At 44.8% G+C, this 15,569-nt stretch carries 15 protein-coding genes and 2 tRNA genes; 4 read left to right on the plus strand and 13 right to left on the minus strand.

Annotated features, from left to right (window positions below; all coding sequences use genetic code 11):
- Nucleotides 1-9: 9 nt before the first annotated feature.
- Nucleotides 10-1,035, minus strand: coding sequence for a DUF3667 domain-containing protein (locus tag GA0116948_RS12080; RefSeq protein ID WP_165798437.1), 1,026 nt, complete (start codon nucleotides 1,033-1,035; stop codon nucleotides 10-12).
- Nucleotides 1,036-1,172: 137 nt separating this feature from the next.
- Here GA0116948_RS12080 and GA0116948_RS12085 point away from each other — a divergent pair, with 137 nt between their 5' ends.
- The 3 genes from GA0116948_RS12085 (at nucleotide 1,173) to GA0116948_RS12095 (ending at nucleotide 2,405) form a co-directional block, all read left to right on the plus strand.
- Entirely contained in the window at nucleotides 1,173-2,036 is an 864-nt protein-coding gene (locus tag GA0116948_RS12085) for an RHS repeat domain-containing protein (RefSeq protein ID WP_123891770.1), read from the plus strand.
- A 157-nt stretch (nucleotides 2,037-2,193) separates the two neighbouring features.
- Nucleotides 2,194-2,269 (plus strand) — tRNA-Gly (locus tag GA0116948_RS12090).
- A 50-nt stretch (nucleotides 2,270-2,319) separates the two neighbouring features.
- Nucleotides 2,320-2,405: transfer RNA gene (locus GA0116948_RS12095), tRNA-Leu, on the plus strand.
- 155 nt (nucleotides 2,406-2,560) lie between these two features.
- Here GA0116948_RS12095 and GA0116948_RS21780 read toward each other — a convergent pair.
- Together GA0116948_RS21780 and GA0116948_RS12105 are read right to left on the minus strand one after the other, a co-directional pair.
- On the minus strand, nucleotides 2,561-2,827 hold the full coding sequence (locus tag GA0116948_RS21780; RefSeq protein WP_089712493.1) for a transposase: 267 nt from the start codon (nucleotides 2,825-2,827) through the stop codon (nucleotides 2,561-2,563).
- A gap of 208 nt (nucleotides 2,828-3,035) precedes the next feature.
- Nucleotides 3,036-3,365 carry a hypothetical protein gene (locus GA0116948_RS12105; RefSeq protein WP_089712495.1) on the minus strand — a complete coding sequence of 110 codons (330 nt, stop codon included), beginning with the start codon at nucleotides 3,363-3,365 and terminating at the stop codon, nucleotides 3,036-3,038.
- Nucleotides 3,366-3,423: 58 nt separating this feature from the next.
- Here GA0116948_RS12105 and GA0116948_RS21700 point away from each other — a divergent pair, with 58 nt between their 5' ends.
- On the plus strand, nucleotides 3,424-3,555 hold the full coding sequence (locus tag GA0116948_RS21700) for a hypothetical protein (RefSeq protein ID WP_262487121.1): 132 nt from the start codon (nucleotides 3,424-3,426) through the stop codon (nucleotides 3,553-3,555).
- Nucleotides 3,556-3,632: 77 nt separating this feature from the next.
- Here GA0116948_RS21700 and GA0116948_RS21065 read toward each other — a convergent pair whose 3' ends face one another.
- The 10 genes from GA0116948_RS21065 to GA0116948_RS12160 all read right to left on the minus strand — a co-directional run bounded on the left by GA0116948_RS21065 (nucleotide 3,633) and on the right by GA0116948_RS12160 (nucleotide 15,319).
- Nucleotides 3,633-3,884, minus strand: coding sequence for a hypothetical protein (locus GA0116948_RS21065; protein WP_123891769.1), 252 nt, complete (start codon nucleotides 3,882-3,884; stop codon nucleotides 3,633-3,635).
- Between the two features lie 144 nt (nucleotides 3,885-4,028).
- On the minus strand, nucleotides 4,029-4,418 hold the full coding sequence (locus tag GA0116948_RS12110; protein WP_123891768.1) for a hypothetical protein: 390 nt from the start codon (nucleotides 4,416-4,418) through the stop codon (nucleotides 4,029-4,031).
- Nucleotides 4,399-7,770: an SH3 domain-containing protein gene (locus GA0116948_RS12115; RefSeq protein WP_089712499.1), complete on the minus strand. Its 3,372-nt coding sequence runs from the start codon at nucleotides 7,768-7,770 to the stop codon at nucleotides 4,399-4,401. Before GA0116948_RS12115 ends, GA0116948_RS12110 begins: the two co-directional genes overlap by 20 nt.
- Before the next feature lie 121 nt (nucleotides 7,771-7,891).
- Nucleotides 7,892-8,152, minus strand: a complete 261-nt coding sequence (locus tag GA0116948_RS12120; RefSeq protein WP_089712501.1) for an Imm32 family immunity protein — start codon at nucleotides 8,150-8,152, stop codon at nucleotides 7,892-7,894.
- Between the two features lie 14 nt (nucleotides 8,153-8,166).
- Nucleotides 8,167-10,263 (minus strand): RHS repeat-associated core domain-containing protein, encoded by a 2,097-nt coding sequence (locus tag GA0116948_RS12125; RefSeq protein WP_089712503.1) that lies wholly within the window; start codon nucleotides 10,261-10,263, stop codon nucleotides 8,167-8,169.
- A 197-nt stretch (nucleotides 10,264-10,460) separates the two neighbouring features.
- Nucleotides 10,461-10,631 (minus strand): hypothetical protein, encoded by a 171-nt coding sequence (locus GA0116948_RS21270; protein ID WP_165798436.1) that lies wholly within the window; start codon nucleotides 10,629-10,631, stop codon nucleotides 10,461-10,463.
- Nucleotides 10,632-11,240: 609 nt separating this feature from the next.
- Nucleotides 11,241-13,286, minus strand: coding sequence for an RHS repeat-associated core domain-containing protein (locus GA0116948_RS12145; RefSeq protein WP_089712509.1), 2,046 nt, complete (start codon nucleotides 13,284-13,286; stop codon nucleotides 11,241-11,243).
- A gap of 622 nt (nucleotides 13,287-13,908) precedes the next feature.
- The gene (locus tag GA0116948_RS12150; protein WP_123891767.1) at nucleotides 13,909-14,400 is read right to left on the minus strand and encodes a hypothetical protein; all 492 of its coding nucleotides are present in this window, start codon (nucleotides 14,398-14,400) and stop codon (nucleotides 13,909-13,911) included.
- 95 nt (nucleotides 14,401-14,495) lie between these two features.
- A complete protein-coding gene (locus GA0116948_RS21275) occupies nucleotides 14,496-14,654 on the minus strand; it encodes a hypothetical protein (RefSeq protein WP_165798435.1) in 159 nt (52 codons plus the stop codon).
- 278 nt (nucleotides 14,655-14,932) lie between these two features.
- Nucleotides 14,933-15,319: a hypothetical protein gene (locus tag GA0116948_RS12160; RefSeq protein ID WP_089712513.1), complete on the minus strand. Its 387-nt coding sequence runs from the start codon at nucleotides 15,317-15,319 to the stop codon at nucleotides 14,933-14,935.
- Nucleotides 15,320-15,569 lie beyond the last annotated feature (250 nt).

Raw genomic sequence — 15,569 nt, forward strand, 5'->3', positions numbered from 1 at the left:
GCGCCCAATTTACAGAATAAGTCCCAGAAGCAAGAAGACAAATGCCACGATAACGAAGACGATCGCCATAAAATAAGTGATAGTAAGCGCCCCCGCTTTCAGCAGGCTTTTCATCCAGCCCTGCTGGTAGTTATTATGCAGGGCTGCCACGAGGTAAACAAAACCCAACAATATACCCCACTGGTTAAACATACCGGTATCGAATATCCTGTTCAGCAACAACACCACCAGTATGAGCAGGAACCAAAAGCTATGCAGGTGAATACTGAAAATGGCGTGGTCTGCATAATACCATCGCTTCCAGTTATACATACTTTTTAGCAATAGGGCAAAAAGTGGCAGCAGCAGGAACATCACCTTGGGCCCATTGTGTTGTACGATTTCGGCCATCAACTCCGGGAAATTAGCGCCTGCATATTTTCCTTTCAGGTAAATAATCCGGCGGTTAGTCCAGCGCTGGCGGCGGGTGTCGCGCTGAGCTTCCGGCAGGGCGGCCTGGGCGGAGTCATACTGAGCTACAGTATTGTATTTACCAAAGGCCACCGTGGTATCGAGGTTTAGTTTTGCAGTGGCATTCCCTACCTTATCTGCCAGTGGATACACTTTTTCATCCTTTGATATTTCCAGGCCATCCTGGCGCAGCCCATTGATCACGGAATCACGCACCTGGGCCAGGACGGCCGGGTGGATGCCTGTTTCATTTTCCTGCCCCGCTTCCTCTTTTTGGGTGATGGCAAATGCGGTGAAGAAAAACACGAAGGATACAAAGATGTACAGGCGGATGGGATTGATAAAAGACACCCTTTTACCCGCCAGGTATTCTTTGGTGAGCCGTCCGGGACGAAATAACAGGTATTGGATAGAGGTATGGAACTTGGAGTCGTAGTGTACCACATCTGCTGCAAAATGGTGTACGAGGTGTCCAAACGTTTCATGGGGCTGGATGTTTTCCTGGCCACAATGGCCACAATACCTTTCCGGTACTTCATGGCCGCAGTTCAGGCAGTTTTTGTCGTGCCGCAGGTTATTACTCAAGGCAATCTATTTTTTTACAAAATAAGCTTCCCGGGGCATAATTCCTACATGCACGCAGAAATACGCCAGGGCCGGTATGCTTTGCCGGCAAACCAGTGCAATAAGCAATGCAGCCGAACGTTATATTTGCATTGTATATGAAACTTTCCTTTAAGCAGCTTTTTCTTTCCGTACTGGCCGCCGGTGGATTTACCGGCATGGCGCAGGCGCAGTATTATTACCAGGACATTTACGCCAATCAGCAGGCAAACGCCAACATGGCTTTACTGAAAGCAGCCAAGGTGCGCAAACAGGTGGTACAAAGCATGGATGCCGACCTGTCGTCGGACAATGACTTTATCTGTGAACGAGTGCTGGACGATTATTACCGGCAGCTCACGGCTGTCACCAAATCGCGCGCTACTGGGCGGTCAGTAACGGTTTCTACGTTCAGCCCTAAAGCCATACTGCTCAAAACAGTAGACAGCAGCGAGGCAAGTATAACGACCCTGCAATACCGCTACAACGAGCAGGGCCACTTGCTTTCCATACAATCTACCTCCATTGCCCGCGAACAAAAGTTTCGCGTTACGGAGTTCCGCACCTTTCGTTACGACGCCCAGGGCCGCCTGCTAAATATACTGCGCCAACGCAGTACCAACCCCGCCGATACTTCGGTGGTGTTGTTCCGCACAGACGATCAGTTCAGGGTAACAGCAGAGCAAGAAACAGGCAAAGGCGTACATAGCAGCCGCGTATATTACGATTACGATTCCAGCGGACATTTATCGGCTATTTTGCGTTATAGTACTGTGCATAAACGCATGCTGCCGGACTATCTGTTTGAGTACGACCCCCAGGGCCGCCTCCTGCAGATGACTACGGTCAATGCCGAATCCGGCGATTACACCGTATGGCAGTATACTTATGATGCGAATGGGCTGCCGCAGCAGGAGAAATGTTATACTAAAAAACGGGAGCTCCTGGGCATTGTTAAGTACACTTATGAGTTAGGGAAATAAAAATATATGCCCTTAAAACCTTACTGGTGGCGGGATGGCGAGGTAGGTAGTGATAAAAAACAGAAAACTTTTTGTTTTAAGGAAACAATTCCTATCTTTGCCATCCCAACGAAAAAACACGGTCACGGTTTGGTAGTTGGAAAGTTCTTATCTATAAGCGGAAGTAGCTCATTTGGTAGAGCACGACCTTGCCAAGGTCGGGGTGGCCGGTTCGAGCCCGGTCTTCCGCTCCAAAAACAGATTCCAAATTGCGCAGGCAGTTTGGAATTTTTGTTTGTGGTCTACCCGGGTGGTGGAATCGGTAGACACGCGGGACTTAAAATCCCGTTCGCAGCAATGCGAGTGTGGGTTCAACTCCCATCCCGGGTACATAGAGAAATGTTAGCGGTTTTTAACATTGCAAGGCTTTAAAGCCCGTCTTCATGGCGGGCTTTTTTGTTTTTTGGTTGGAGAGGGAGATGGATGTTGGTAGCGCTTGGGCGGATAGCCAGGCCAATCATATAGCGCTTGAAAAAGCGAAGAAATTAGCTATCGGTGTTGAGACTGGGGAACATTATACAATTTTCTATGACAATATAAATAAGCATGTCCATTTGTATTATGGGAAAGAGTTTGAGCTGTCCATTGCCGGGAAAGACCTTATCGCCAATTCCTGCCAGTTGCCGCTTCCAGATATAGATCATATTGGGATGTATCCCCGGATCTGACGCTACTTGTGTAACCCCAGATTTTTGAGCCAGTTGAACCGCCTTTTCTTTGAACGCCCTGTTGTAGCTCTTTCTTGATGTCATATTACTAAATTAAGATTTTTGCACCTTAACTTAGTGTCCTTCAAAATAGGGCAAGATCAAAAGCTATCGACAGTGAGTAGTCCCAATTTATACTAGTAGGCTATTGTTTTTCAACAAAGATACAATAGCGAAAAAGTGCGACACCTTACACTTTTACGTCGCATGTTACATACAATATTAGTCAGGACTACAAAGATCCAAGTTCGAATCATTTCCAATCGCGAACAAAAGCATCGTCAGTGAAGTTATTGCTGGTCTCATTATGTAATACAAAGTTAACACTGCTTTGTGTCCAGGCTAAAAGGACTGCATTTAGTAAGGATACGTTTTCACGTTCTAACAAAAACTGGTATTCTTTAATTGCGCCCTGATATTCGATTTTTAGAAAATTATTTTCCCCTTGTTTTGTTGCCATCGATCTTCCCGAATAGAATTGCCCCTTAATTTCAAGAACAAAAAGCTCCAGATTATCTAATTCGAAAAGCATGTAACTTTTAAGTTCATTATTTTCCTGAATGATAATTTTTTGTTCATTCATAGTAATTGTACCAACAATAATGTAAGTTTTGATGATGGTAATACTACTTAAACATAATATGCCTAAACCTGCCAGTATTGCTTCTACTATTCCTGGTATATTAGGTGTAAAGCTTGCGCAAAATAAAGTAGCGCTTATGAAAAATATTCCTGCAAAAACTACACACCTAAAAAGGAAAGATGGTCCTTGAACAATAAGCGGAACAACAATTTGTTACATGTAACAATAATTAGAAAAGGTATTAATTTTTATTTGTCGTTTGATACACTATTCCTTAAACTTGTCGAAAGCACCGGCATCGTTAAGGAAACCTGTGCCTGTACCTACTGCGTTAGCACCGAAGCCTACACTAACTGCTTTTTCTACAGTTGTCTTGCTGGCACCAAATTTTCCAATAACAGGAGCCACGGCATCCAATCCCGGAGCGCTTACAACTAGTGTTAAAATAGCAAAGTATCGATCAGTTGGCGTTGCTGCTTTTATTCCATATAAATCTTGTTTTTGTGAAAGTACGCTCAAGGCATTAGGCACTGCAAATACAGGGCTTAGATTGGCAACTGCCTTTACAATAGGTGGCGCTTGCCCACTTCTATTAAACTCCCCCCAGCCATTATTTATTTTACACTCCCTAGGAGGTAGATTATTCAGCTGCTTTTCTTTTGCCTATTGAACACTTTTGCCAGAGGCTTGGGGCGCAAACCCATATCGAGCTTTTAGTTCTACTTTCACTGCCTCCATATCTCTTTTGGCAATACTGTCTTTAGTTAGAGCATAAAACGTACTAGACAACAAAAATGACTGCACAGGCAATTCTTCAAACGTACTATCAAACAAACTCCTATATGCCTCTCTATCTTTTTGAATAAGGACCTTTTTATAAGTCTCTGCATTTGACAATTGATATACGTACGATTTTTCTGTATTAATGATGATTTTTTCTTCTCTAATAGTAGTTTTTGTCAGATAGGCCCAACAGCATAATAAGATATTTACCAAAAACGAAATAATAAATAATATCATTGGAAAATTAACGCTACTTTTTCTTTTCATCATGAACTATTATTTTAATTTTAAGCTCAATTTTATCAGTTGAAACCCAACCAGAAGTTCCTGATGATGATATAACTTCAGACCATTTCCCACTTGTATTACCCGTCAAATTTACCAGATCCCCTTTTTGCAATTTACCAATAATATTATTCCCAAATCCAGTACTACTTCTAATATTTACTGAATTAGTCTTAACTGTACCTAAAATCTGAATATTTACTGCCGAATAGTTAAAGGTATTATCCCACCAAGAGGGTCTGCTAGATGCATTATATGCTGAACTGTACTGGCCAATCCACTTCCCATTTTCAAATACATTCCAATGTCCCCTCTTATCTCCCGTTTCATGATTACCATCCAAAGGATCACCTCTTTTATTAACGTCATTAGATACAAGCCCTCTAGGTCCCATTTCTCCGTTATCATTGAATACATCACGCTCATCAGGAGCTATTAATGTTAAATTAGGAAATACTTTGCTCATTTGCTCCGCATAGGATGGTATATAATTTCCTTTCTCATCGTAGTAAGACCTACCTGTTCTACAAGAATGTAATATAACCACTATCTTATCTGTTTTATTTGCAATTTTATAAACATCACTCAACTGCAAAGCTGCCAAGAAGTCAGCAGGATCGGAAGACCAATCTCTTCCTATTGATTGAAATCCCATGTTAGATGGCGTTCCGTGTGCATAGATATGAATTGCAGTCTTGTCAGTATTATGTACACCAGCATTGTAGATTTGCTTATTTTGCTTCTCATTAACCAAAACTACTTCTGCCCCTTCTAATTCTACACCATCAATCACGCGATCTTGTGCAAATGCGTAAGGACTATTAAATGGGAAATTAGCGGACAGCAGATCAACACTAAAAAAGCGACCAACTCTAGCATCATGAAATCTATATTCAAATGATACAATACTTCCATCACCTTCTATTTCACTATTATTTTCCTGCCCATTAAATCCATAACGGTAACCACCATGATACTCCGGTGCACCACCAACTCCCCCACTTCCCTCACCCGGCACCACCGGCACACACTCCGAAGCATCAGGGTCTATCGTCACCACAAAGGAACTACCATCCGCCACAAAACGCTCCGTAAACCCTACACTATTCCTGGCCTTATACGCAGCCGGATCGTCCGCACCACGCTGATTCACCTGCAGGTTATCCGGTAATGATCCATCCGCGCAATCCCCGGTGCCGCTGCTGCCGGTTCCTCCGGTTTCTCCACTGGACGTGCCTGCATCATACTGGCTGCCTCGCCCAGGCATGATCATCCCGAAGGGATAGTAGTCTGTCTGCGATAACATTGCAGCCGTGTAATAGGCTGTGGTGCTGTCGTTTAAAGGTAAGGCTATTTTCTTGTCGCTTACCGTGGCCAGTACATTGCCCAGGTGGTTGCTTAGCTCATATTGTTTATCGCCTGTAAACACCGTATCCTGCCGGCTTTGGGTCAGCAGGCTATCGCCTACCGGGCGGTTGGGCTGCCATATACCCAGGCGTTTGCTGCCGTACAGGTGCTGCTCTTTCCAGGTGAGTACACCGGCCTTGTATTCGTACAGCGCCAGTACGTTGCCTTGGGCATCCCGGATGTAGAAAGTGGTGGACGGGGTACTGCTGGTGATGGTTTTTGATACACGGTTGCCACCAGGATCATAGCCGTAGCTGATCCCATAGGCAGTGCCGCGGGATACGCTGCGGATCTTTCCATATACTGTCCATTGGATGGCCGTTACCCCGCCACTCAGGTCTTGGGTCAGATTACCAATCTGGTCGTATTGGTAGTTGTTGAGCGGTTGGTTGTCCAGGTCTTCTTTGTAGTTGTCTTTGTTTACCGCATCGCCAATGTAGGTGAGCCGGTTATTGCCGGGCTGGTAGAAGTAACTCAGTTGGTCCATGGCCAGTGCGCGGCTGTTTTGCGTGGTGCCGTTGCGCTGGTAGTTCAGGATATTGCCGTTGGCATCGTAGCGCACGATCTCCTTATAGTCGTTTACCGCGTTGCTGTTGCTCCAACCGGTGGCGGATGAATCAAACAGGTGGTAGCGCATGTAGCGCAGGCGGTTCAGCCGGTCGTAGCCATAGCTGTAGCCTACCGGTATGCCTTGGTTAAAACCGGGTAAGGCCAGGGTAGTGTAACTGATGTTGCCGTTGTACAACCCAGTGCCGCTGGTATCGGGGGCTGCGCCACTGCTGGCAGGCGCGGGTGGCGTGTAGGACAGCCGGTTAAATGCCGTGGTGCTGCTGCCTATAGGTTGGTAATCTCCTTGGTAGTAGCCCAGGCTAAAGCCGATCGCATCGCGGCCTACGGTGCTATAAGGGGTGCCGGGCAGGCCATCTTTTCCTATTTCATTGCCGGCTTCCAGGTGGGTGCTGTTCATCCCCTTCAGCCAGCCTTGGAGCGTATAGGCGTAGTCTATGCCCTGTACTTTATGTTCGCCTATTTCTTCGCGGGCTAAAGGCCCGTGCAGGTAGTAGCGGTAATGCACGTCCTGTTGCCATAGCAGCCCATCCCGGCTGGTGTAAGCGTCCGTTACACGGTTGTCTGCATCATAGTCATACCGGTAGAGGAACTGGTCGGCTTTGCCGGGCTGGTAATTTACCTGGTTTACTTTACCGCTCACCAGGTCGTAGTCGTATGTAATTTGCTTTAAGGCTTTGGCACCCTGTATGGGTTTTAGCGCGCCGATGTCTTGCCAGAGGTGGTCTACGTTGCCGTTTATATCATAACTGTAGTGGGTGGCATTGTCGTAAGTGAAAGTAGTAGCTGGGGTAGCAGCGGCATCGCGGTAGAAGGAGGATACCACCCGTTTGCGGAGGTTGTTTTGATGATAGGTAATTGCGGTATCACTCACCAGGGCCGTGTTCACCCCATCGTATAGCGTGCGGGTCACCTGGGCGTTCTGACCGGTAGATAGCCAGCCTTGCAGGGCGGCGTCGTTTTTGGGGTCTATGCTGGTGATGGCGGCGGCTCCGCTTTTCTCCCCCACTTCCACCGTGCGGCCTATGGCATCGTACAGGGTATAGCTATAACGGTGAGCGGGCAGGCTGCTGCCTTTGTATTGTTCTGCGTTTTGGGATACGGCCAGGCGGCCAATACGGTCGTACCAGAAATGGCTGGTATCCGCATCCGGTGTATATTGTTGGATTACCTGGTTCAGCGTATTGTAAGCATAGGTAGTCGGGTAATCGTGCGCGGCATACACCGGCACCACGTAAGGTTGCCAGCTTATGCCATTGAGTACCCCATTATTGCCCCAGGCGGTTTCCGATACGGTGTTGCCCGTTTTTACTTCGTCTAATGGGGCATACAATACCAGGCTCGATTGGTTTTGTGGCTGCATGCACACATCAACAGCATAACAACAGCAACAACAAGTGGATCAAATCTAACACTGAAAAGTTTCTTAATTGATGTGTACCCTAAATTTATAATTTACAGCACTACAGTTTTTAAGGGGAAGGTCATTTCTTTTGAACAACCAATTCAGATGATCCCTCATCTAAAGAATTATATTCATCAAAATGTAAGTGATACCCTGAAGGAATATCATCTTGTGCCAAATTTAACAGGTGGTTACCCAATGAAACGAGCCCCTCTTTGTTTGCTGTAATCTTAATTACCCCATCCTGAATTTTCGCTTCAATTTCAAACCCGCTTTCCCATTTGTACTCAATACCCTTGTTCGGATCGTATGACGGCACCTCAATTTTTACTACTTTCATTTATTATATTTTAATCAATCCTTTAAATAAACGTGAATATTCTTATCAACCATCATTTTTCCCGTCTTCGCGGGATTCGGTATTAACGTTTCAAAATTCATGTGTGGCCAACCACCATGAGCACCTGTAATATCACTAACGCCCATCCTAACAACTCTAGTACCGTCAGCAGAAACAAATCGACCACTATTGGGGACCAACTCCTTGTAACCTTTACCTAAAAATTGCTCACCCAACTCTAAGGCTTTGTTTGGCGAAACATTCATCCCATCCTTTAGTCCCAACTCGGATAATGTCTTAAATCCAGATTCTGTTGGCGCTACTTTGGGAACAAAAGGCGTCTCAACAGTTCTAGTCGCATCATCTAAAAATTCGCCACCGAAATTTTCAAAGTTTTTAACTCCGGTTTTAACCAGCTTACCTTCAGTCTGTTTGGCAACCGTAACAAAAGTGTTATCAACTGCCGCCTTTGCCATCTGGCGAGCCAATACTCTCGTAGACAAAGAATATACACTATACAATAACTCAGCACCACCGTATGTTTCAACACCAATGTCAACTCCCTTCAACATGGAGAGGGATACAACCTGTGGTAAAAACTGGGATTGTTTAACACCCTGCATTTCTTTATAGGTATCAAAACTTACCCGCAGGCTATAGGAAGTACCATCTACAAACGCCAGATTATATTCTGCTACAAACTTCTCAGGCCTATCATATAGTTCATAACCATTCCGTTCTACTCCAATGACCGTTCCCTCATTACGTGTGCTCGTAAAAACTGCCTTCCCTTGCTTATCAAAAAAGGATATTGTATAAAAACGATCTTCCTGACCATCAACATCTACAGCTACTATTGGCTTATTTCCCGAAAACTGGTAAGGGGTATAAAAGGCAACCTTTTTACTTAATGGATCTGTAGATAAAAATCTTCCTATTTGTGGGTTATAAATCCTAAACCCATAATCCTGCTGATCCCCATCCCCCTTCACCTCATTATCATTCTCCTTTCCATTAAACCCATACCGGTACCCATCATGGTATTCCGGTGCACCTCCAACTCCCCCACTTCCCTCACCCGGCACCACCGGCACACACTCCGAAGCATCAGGGTCTATCGTCACCACAAAGGAACTACCATCCGCCACAAAACGCTCCGTAAACCCTACACTATTCCTGGCCTTATACGCAGCCGGATCGTCCGCACCACGCTGATTCACCTGCAGGTTATCCGGTAATGATCCATCCGCGCAATCCCCGGTGCCGCTGCTGCCGGTTCCTCCGGTTTCTCCACTGGACGTGCCTGCATCATACTGGCTGCCTCGCCCAGGCATGATCATCCCGAAGGGATAGTAGTCTGTCTGCGATAACATTGCAGCCGTGTAATAGGCTGTGGTGCTGTCGTTTAAAGGTACGGCTATTTTTTTGTCGCTTACCGTAGCCAGTACATTGCCCAGGTGGTTGCTTAGCTCATATTGTTTATCGCCTGTAAACAACGTATCCTGCCGGCTTTGGGTGAGCAGGCTATCGCCTACCGGGCGGTTGGGCTGCCATATACCCAGGCGTTTGCTGCCGTACAGGTGTTGCTCTTTCCAGGTGAGTGTACCAGCCTTGTATTCGTACAGCGCCAGTACGTTGCCTTGGGCATCCCGGATGTAGAAACTGGTGGACGGGTTACTGCTGGTGATGGTTTTTGATATACGGTTGCCACCAGGATCGTAGCCATAGCTGATGCCGTAGGCAGTGCCGCGGGATACGCTGCGGATCTTTCCATATACTGTCCATTGGATGGCCGTTACCCCGCCACTCAGGTCTTGGGTCAGATTACCAATCTGGTCGTATTGGTAGTTGTTGAGCGGTTGGTTGTCCAGGTCTTCTTTGTAGTTGTCTTTGTTTACCGCATCGCGGATATAGGTAAGTCGGTTGTTGCCGGGCTGGTAGAAGTAGCTCAACTGATCCATGGCCAGTGCGCGGCTGTTTTGCGTGGTCCCGTTGCGCTGGTAGTTCAGGATGTTGCCGTTGGCATCGTAGCGTACAATTTCTTTATAGTCGTTTACGGTGTTACTGTTGCTCCATTGGGTGGCCACCGAATCAAAGAGGTGGTAGCGCATGTAGCGAAGCCGGTTCAGCCGGTCATAGCCATAGCTGTAACCTACCGGTATCCCTTGGTTAAAGCCGGGTAAGGCCAGGGTAGTGTAACTGATATTGCCGTTGTATAATCCTGTGCCACTGGTATCGGGGGCGGCGCCACTGCTGGCAGGCGCGGATGGCGTGTAGGACAGCCGGTTAAATGCCGTGGTGCTGCTGCCTATAGGTTGGTAATCCCTATGGTAATGGCAGTGGTGCTGTCGTTTAAAGGTACTGCTATTTTTTTGTCATTTAATGTAGCCCGCACGTTTACCAGGTGGTTGCTTAGCTCATATTGTTTATCTCCCGTAAATAGCGTATCCTGCTGGCTTTGGGTAAACGACCTTGCCAAGGTCGGCGTTGACGCCTCGAGCCCGGTCTCCCTCTCCAAAAACAAATTCCAATTGCGCAGGTAGTTTGGATTTTTTGTTTTTGGTCTACCCGGGTGGTGGAATCGGTAGACACGCGGGATTTAAATCGCGTTCGCAGCAATGCGCGTGTGGGTTCAACTCTCATCCTGGGTACCTAGAGAAATGTTAGCGGTTTTTAACATTGAAAGGCTTTAAAGCCCGTCTTCATGGCGGGTATTTTTTGTTGCATCGTTTTGCCCTGCACTTTATGTTCGCCTCATTTCCTCCGCGTTAAAGGCCCAGTTAGTAGTTAGATAAAGATATTTAATAAAGAAAAATATGTCCATTCCATTTGTATTCTATACCTCGCCAAATACTTATTTCAAGTGTAATAAAAATGCTCAACAACATACCAACGACAACGACAAATGCATCAAATTTATTCACAAAAAACTTAAGACAAATAGAAAGAATCACCGATACAATTATCCAGATTAAAAAATAAATATCTCCAAGTCCCCTTCCGAATGTTACTAATCCTACCAGGTTACTAACTATTATTAATAATATATAGAAAATAAAAACCCAGAATAAAACACTGAAAAATCTATTCATATTTTAGGTTTTACAAGATTAAGTTTAGGTATTTTACCTTGATCAATAGCTTCATTTATGACTTCGGGATGATCTATATCGACTGAGTGGGCTCCAACGCCATCAACTGTTCTAGTTACTGTTACCTTTCCCCATCTGTCCTTAATAGGCTTTTCACTCACATAAAATCTATCAACGTTAAGTTCGATATTACGAGTTTTAGGTGAGTTAGTAAAATAATGATCTCCCGCAAGTCCACCTGCTACCATATCGTCTTTATTCCAAAGTGCAATGTGATCATTTATACCTTTAGAGTTTCTTGGATTTTCCTTACTATAGGTCTGATTGTAAGCAGGTGTACTAATAGTGATAATATTAACTTTTTCGCCGGTAGCCTTATAAATCATATCTGCCGCTTGAATGGCAACGTTTCCTCCATGGCTATGACCAATGAGTGTAATCTCTTCTCCCGTTACTCTATGACTAAGAACATAGGCTGTAAGCTGTTTCGCAGCAACAGTCCTATCGTTTACATTATTAAGCAGGGGAGCTTTCCAATTAAATCCTGTATTCTTGTATTTGTTGTTTGTCAGTCTAATCAACGTAGGCACAGTTCTAGAATTCTCTGTCCATCTACTAGAATTATTTACTGTACCATGAATAAAAAAAGCTTCTAAACCATCTAGATCAATTGCGTCAATTGGGCTATTACTCGCAAACTGATAAGGAGTAAGTTCGGGATATTTCGCCGTGATGGGGTCCACACTCAAAAACCTCCCCGCCCTAGGATCATAAATCCGCATCCCATAATCCTGCTGATCCCCATCCCCCTTCACCTCATTATCATTCTCCTTTCCATTAAACCCATACCGGTACCCATCATGATATTCCGGCGCCCCACCAACGCCTCCACTCCCCCCGCCCGGCACCACCGGTACACACTCCGCTGCATCCGGGTCTATCGTTACCACAAACGAACTACCATCCGCCACAAAACTTTCCGTAAATCCTACACTATTCCTTGCCTTATACGCTCCCGGATCATCCGCACCCCGTTCATTTATCTGCAGGTTATCCGGCAAAGAACCATCCGCACAATCTACGCTGCCGCCATTGCCTGTACCGCCAGTGCCACCGTTAGACGTGCCCGCATCATACTGGCTGCCCCTGCCGGGCATGATCATCCCAAACGGGTAGTAATCTGTCTGCGATAATAATGCAGCCGTGTAGTAGGCCGTGGTGCTGTCGTTTAAAGGTACCGCTATTTTCTTGTCGCTTACCGTGGCCAGTACATTGCCCAGGTGATTACTTAGCTCATATTGTTTATCGCCTGTAAACACCGTATCCTGCCGGGTTTGGGTCAGCAGGCTATCGCCTACCGGGCGGTTGGGCTGCCACATACCCAGGCGTTTGCTGCCGTACAAGTGCTGCTCTTTCCAGGTGAGTACACCGGCCTTGTATTCGTATAACGCCAGTACGTTGCCTTGGGCATCCCGGATGTAGAAACTGGTGGAGGGTGTGCTGCTGGTGATGGTTTTTGATACACGGTTGCCACCAGGATCATAGCCGTAGCTGATCCCATAGGCAGTGCCGCGGGATACGCTGCGGATCTTACCATATACCGTCCATTGGATAGACGTTACACCACCGCTCAGGTCCTGGGTTAGGTTACCGATCTGGTCGTATTGGTAGTTGTTGAGCGGTTGGTTGTCCAGGTCTTCTTTGTAGTTGTCTTTGTTTACCGCATCGCGGATATAGGTAAGCCGGTTGTTGCCGGGCTGGTAGAAGTAGCTCAACTGATCCATGGCCAGTGCACGGCTGTTTTGCGTGGTGCCATTGCGCTGGTAGTTCAGGGTGTTGCCGTTGGCATCGTAGCGCACGATCTCCTTATAATCGTTTACGGCGTTACTGTTACTCCATTGCGTGGCCACCGAATCAAACAGATTGTAGCGCATGTAGCGCAGGCGGTTCAGCCGGTCGTAGCCATAGCTGTAGCCTACCGGTACGCCTTGGTTAAATCCGGGTAAGGCCAGCGTGGTGTAACTGATGTTGCCGTTGTACAACCCGGTGCCGCTGGTACTGATGAGAATATCTATTTCGTTCCGACTAGAGGGGTAAATATCTACACAAATACAGCTATATTAATTATTACAGCGAGTATAATCAGAACATTTTTATTTCTTTTTACCTTTCATTAAAAGAAGCCAAATTAATGATAATAATATCAGACAAATTGAATTTAGAAAAAAGGCTGCCACGACAGCATCTTCATTAATATCCGAATCTATTTCCAGAACTGTTAGCGCCCTTGGATACGGAGTGATAAAAATATTAAATACACAATAACGAAAAAATAACGCAAGAAATCATTACATTTATGACAATTCTTCGAGGCTGTAAAATAAACTGTGCCAAGGCTTAAAAATTAGGATATTTAATACAAAATTATTTTCCAGCCTCCGTCAAGTTCATCATAAGTTTGATCAAAGGTTTTGTCATTCATTATTTTAATCACATCTTCCATAGAAATTTGAAAATAAACATTACATACTTTTACGAACGTTATGATTTTTGTCGTCATTTGACTAATCATTACTTGCCACGGTAAGTATGTTTATAACGGCCTTCATATCCTGGGTTATTTTTGGGGCTCTTGTATTTCCACAAAATGATTTACTAAAGGGCTTATTGTTTTGGGCGGTTCTTTTCTTCCAACTCCCGCTTACTTTTTAAAATACCATCGTAATCAAACCATCCCTCATCTTTTGAGTATTCAACAATAACAGACACCTTTCCTTCAACTATCAGTGTCAGCATCTTTTTAAACAAGTCAACCTCTGATTGCACTTGTTCTGAATAAGAAGATTTATTCATCTCATTGATAAATAAATTTGCAGAAAGTTTTTGTAGATAGCAATAAATATGTGTCTGAGCACAGGAATCTTCCCATATTTTGTCTTCCAAGAGATGTATCGTAAGCATATTATTTATTCTTTGAGTGTGTATGAGCACTTCATTGACAAAACTCTTACTAAAGGAATGATACCGAGACGATGATTTGAACCAATTGATGTACTCCCTTTCCGGAAGAGTGAATATGGCTCGATTATTATCCATTAAATCCCTATCCACCTCATAAAACACTATCACGTTAGATTTTGATTCTTGGTATGGCATACTTTTTTTCATTTTACAAAAAACGACTATAGCTAAAAATACAATCAATAATAGTAATAGACTAAGCAGCTTTTTTTATTCATCTTTAGGACGATTTATATTGGAAGGTATGGTATAACAGTCTTTATCTTTGCCGCTTCTTTTATAACATCCTTTTTAACATCATTCGCAACCCTGTTTAAACCACCGATTAGCATTATTCTTCCCCCTGCTTTCAAAAAGTCCTTGGCAGCTTCTTCTACACGGTTATTCATATTAAAAGCGCTTTTGTAAGCAGCATCGTCCATCACCATCACTGGAATGGCATTCGGGAGGCCAGAGTTCCGCACTTTATTTATGGCCTAATTAAATCCTTTAATAAAATTCGGCTGGTTAATCCCTTTTTTAATCTCCATTACAAAATTAACTGGTTTATTAAACATCTCACCTCCACGGATAGGGTTAATCTGATCTCCGTTTAGTTTATTGAACGGCATATTGATCCCCAACTCGAATCCACCTTTCTCCCCGAGGTCCAAGGATAGTAAAATGTCTATACTTTTGTCATCATCATATCCACCAAGGCGAATTCCCGAATTAGTAATACCTTCTGCCTGATACTGCAGATCCGCAATACGTCCTCTATCATTATGGCCAGTGCGCGGCTGTTTTGCGTGGTGCCATTGCGCTGATAGTTCAGGATATTGCCGTTGGCGTCGTAGCGTACGATTTCTTTGTAGTCGTTTATCGCTTTAGTGTTGCTCCATTGCGTGGCTACTGAATCGAAGAGATTATAGCGCATGTAGCGAAGCCGGTTCAGCCGGTCATAGCCATAGCTATAACCTACCGGTATCCCTTGGTTAAAGCTGGGGAGAGCCAGGGTAGTGTAACTAGATAAAGCATTAGGATTTGCGGCTCCTATACTCCCGCCAATTAACATTGTTTAGCAAGTCTATTGTTTCATCTGCTTTATAAAGAGTTAAAAAATCATTATTGTCCGACTAAAATTGGGTAAAAAACAGAGGGATCCCTTTGTCAATAAGGGTTACCGCTTAAAAATCGATTGTCACAAAATCAGGGGGTGTACCCCCTTTCCCATTAAGTTGAAAAAGCAAATGATGCATTGTGTGTCTTTCGCCAGGCCTTATAGGTATCTTTTATAAATTCCAGCAGTTCCACATAGCTCATTA

The organism is Chitinophaga costaii (assembly GCF_900094705.1).
Taxonomy (GTDB): domain Bacteria; phylum Bacteroidota; class Bacteroidia; order Chitinophagales; family Chitinophagaceae; genus Chitinophaga; species Chitinophaga costaii.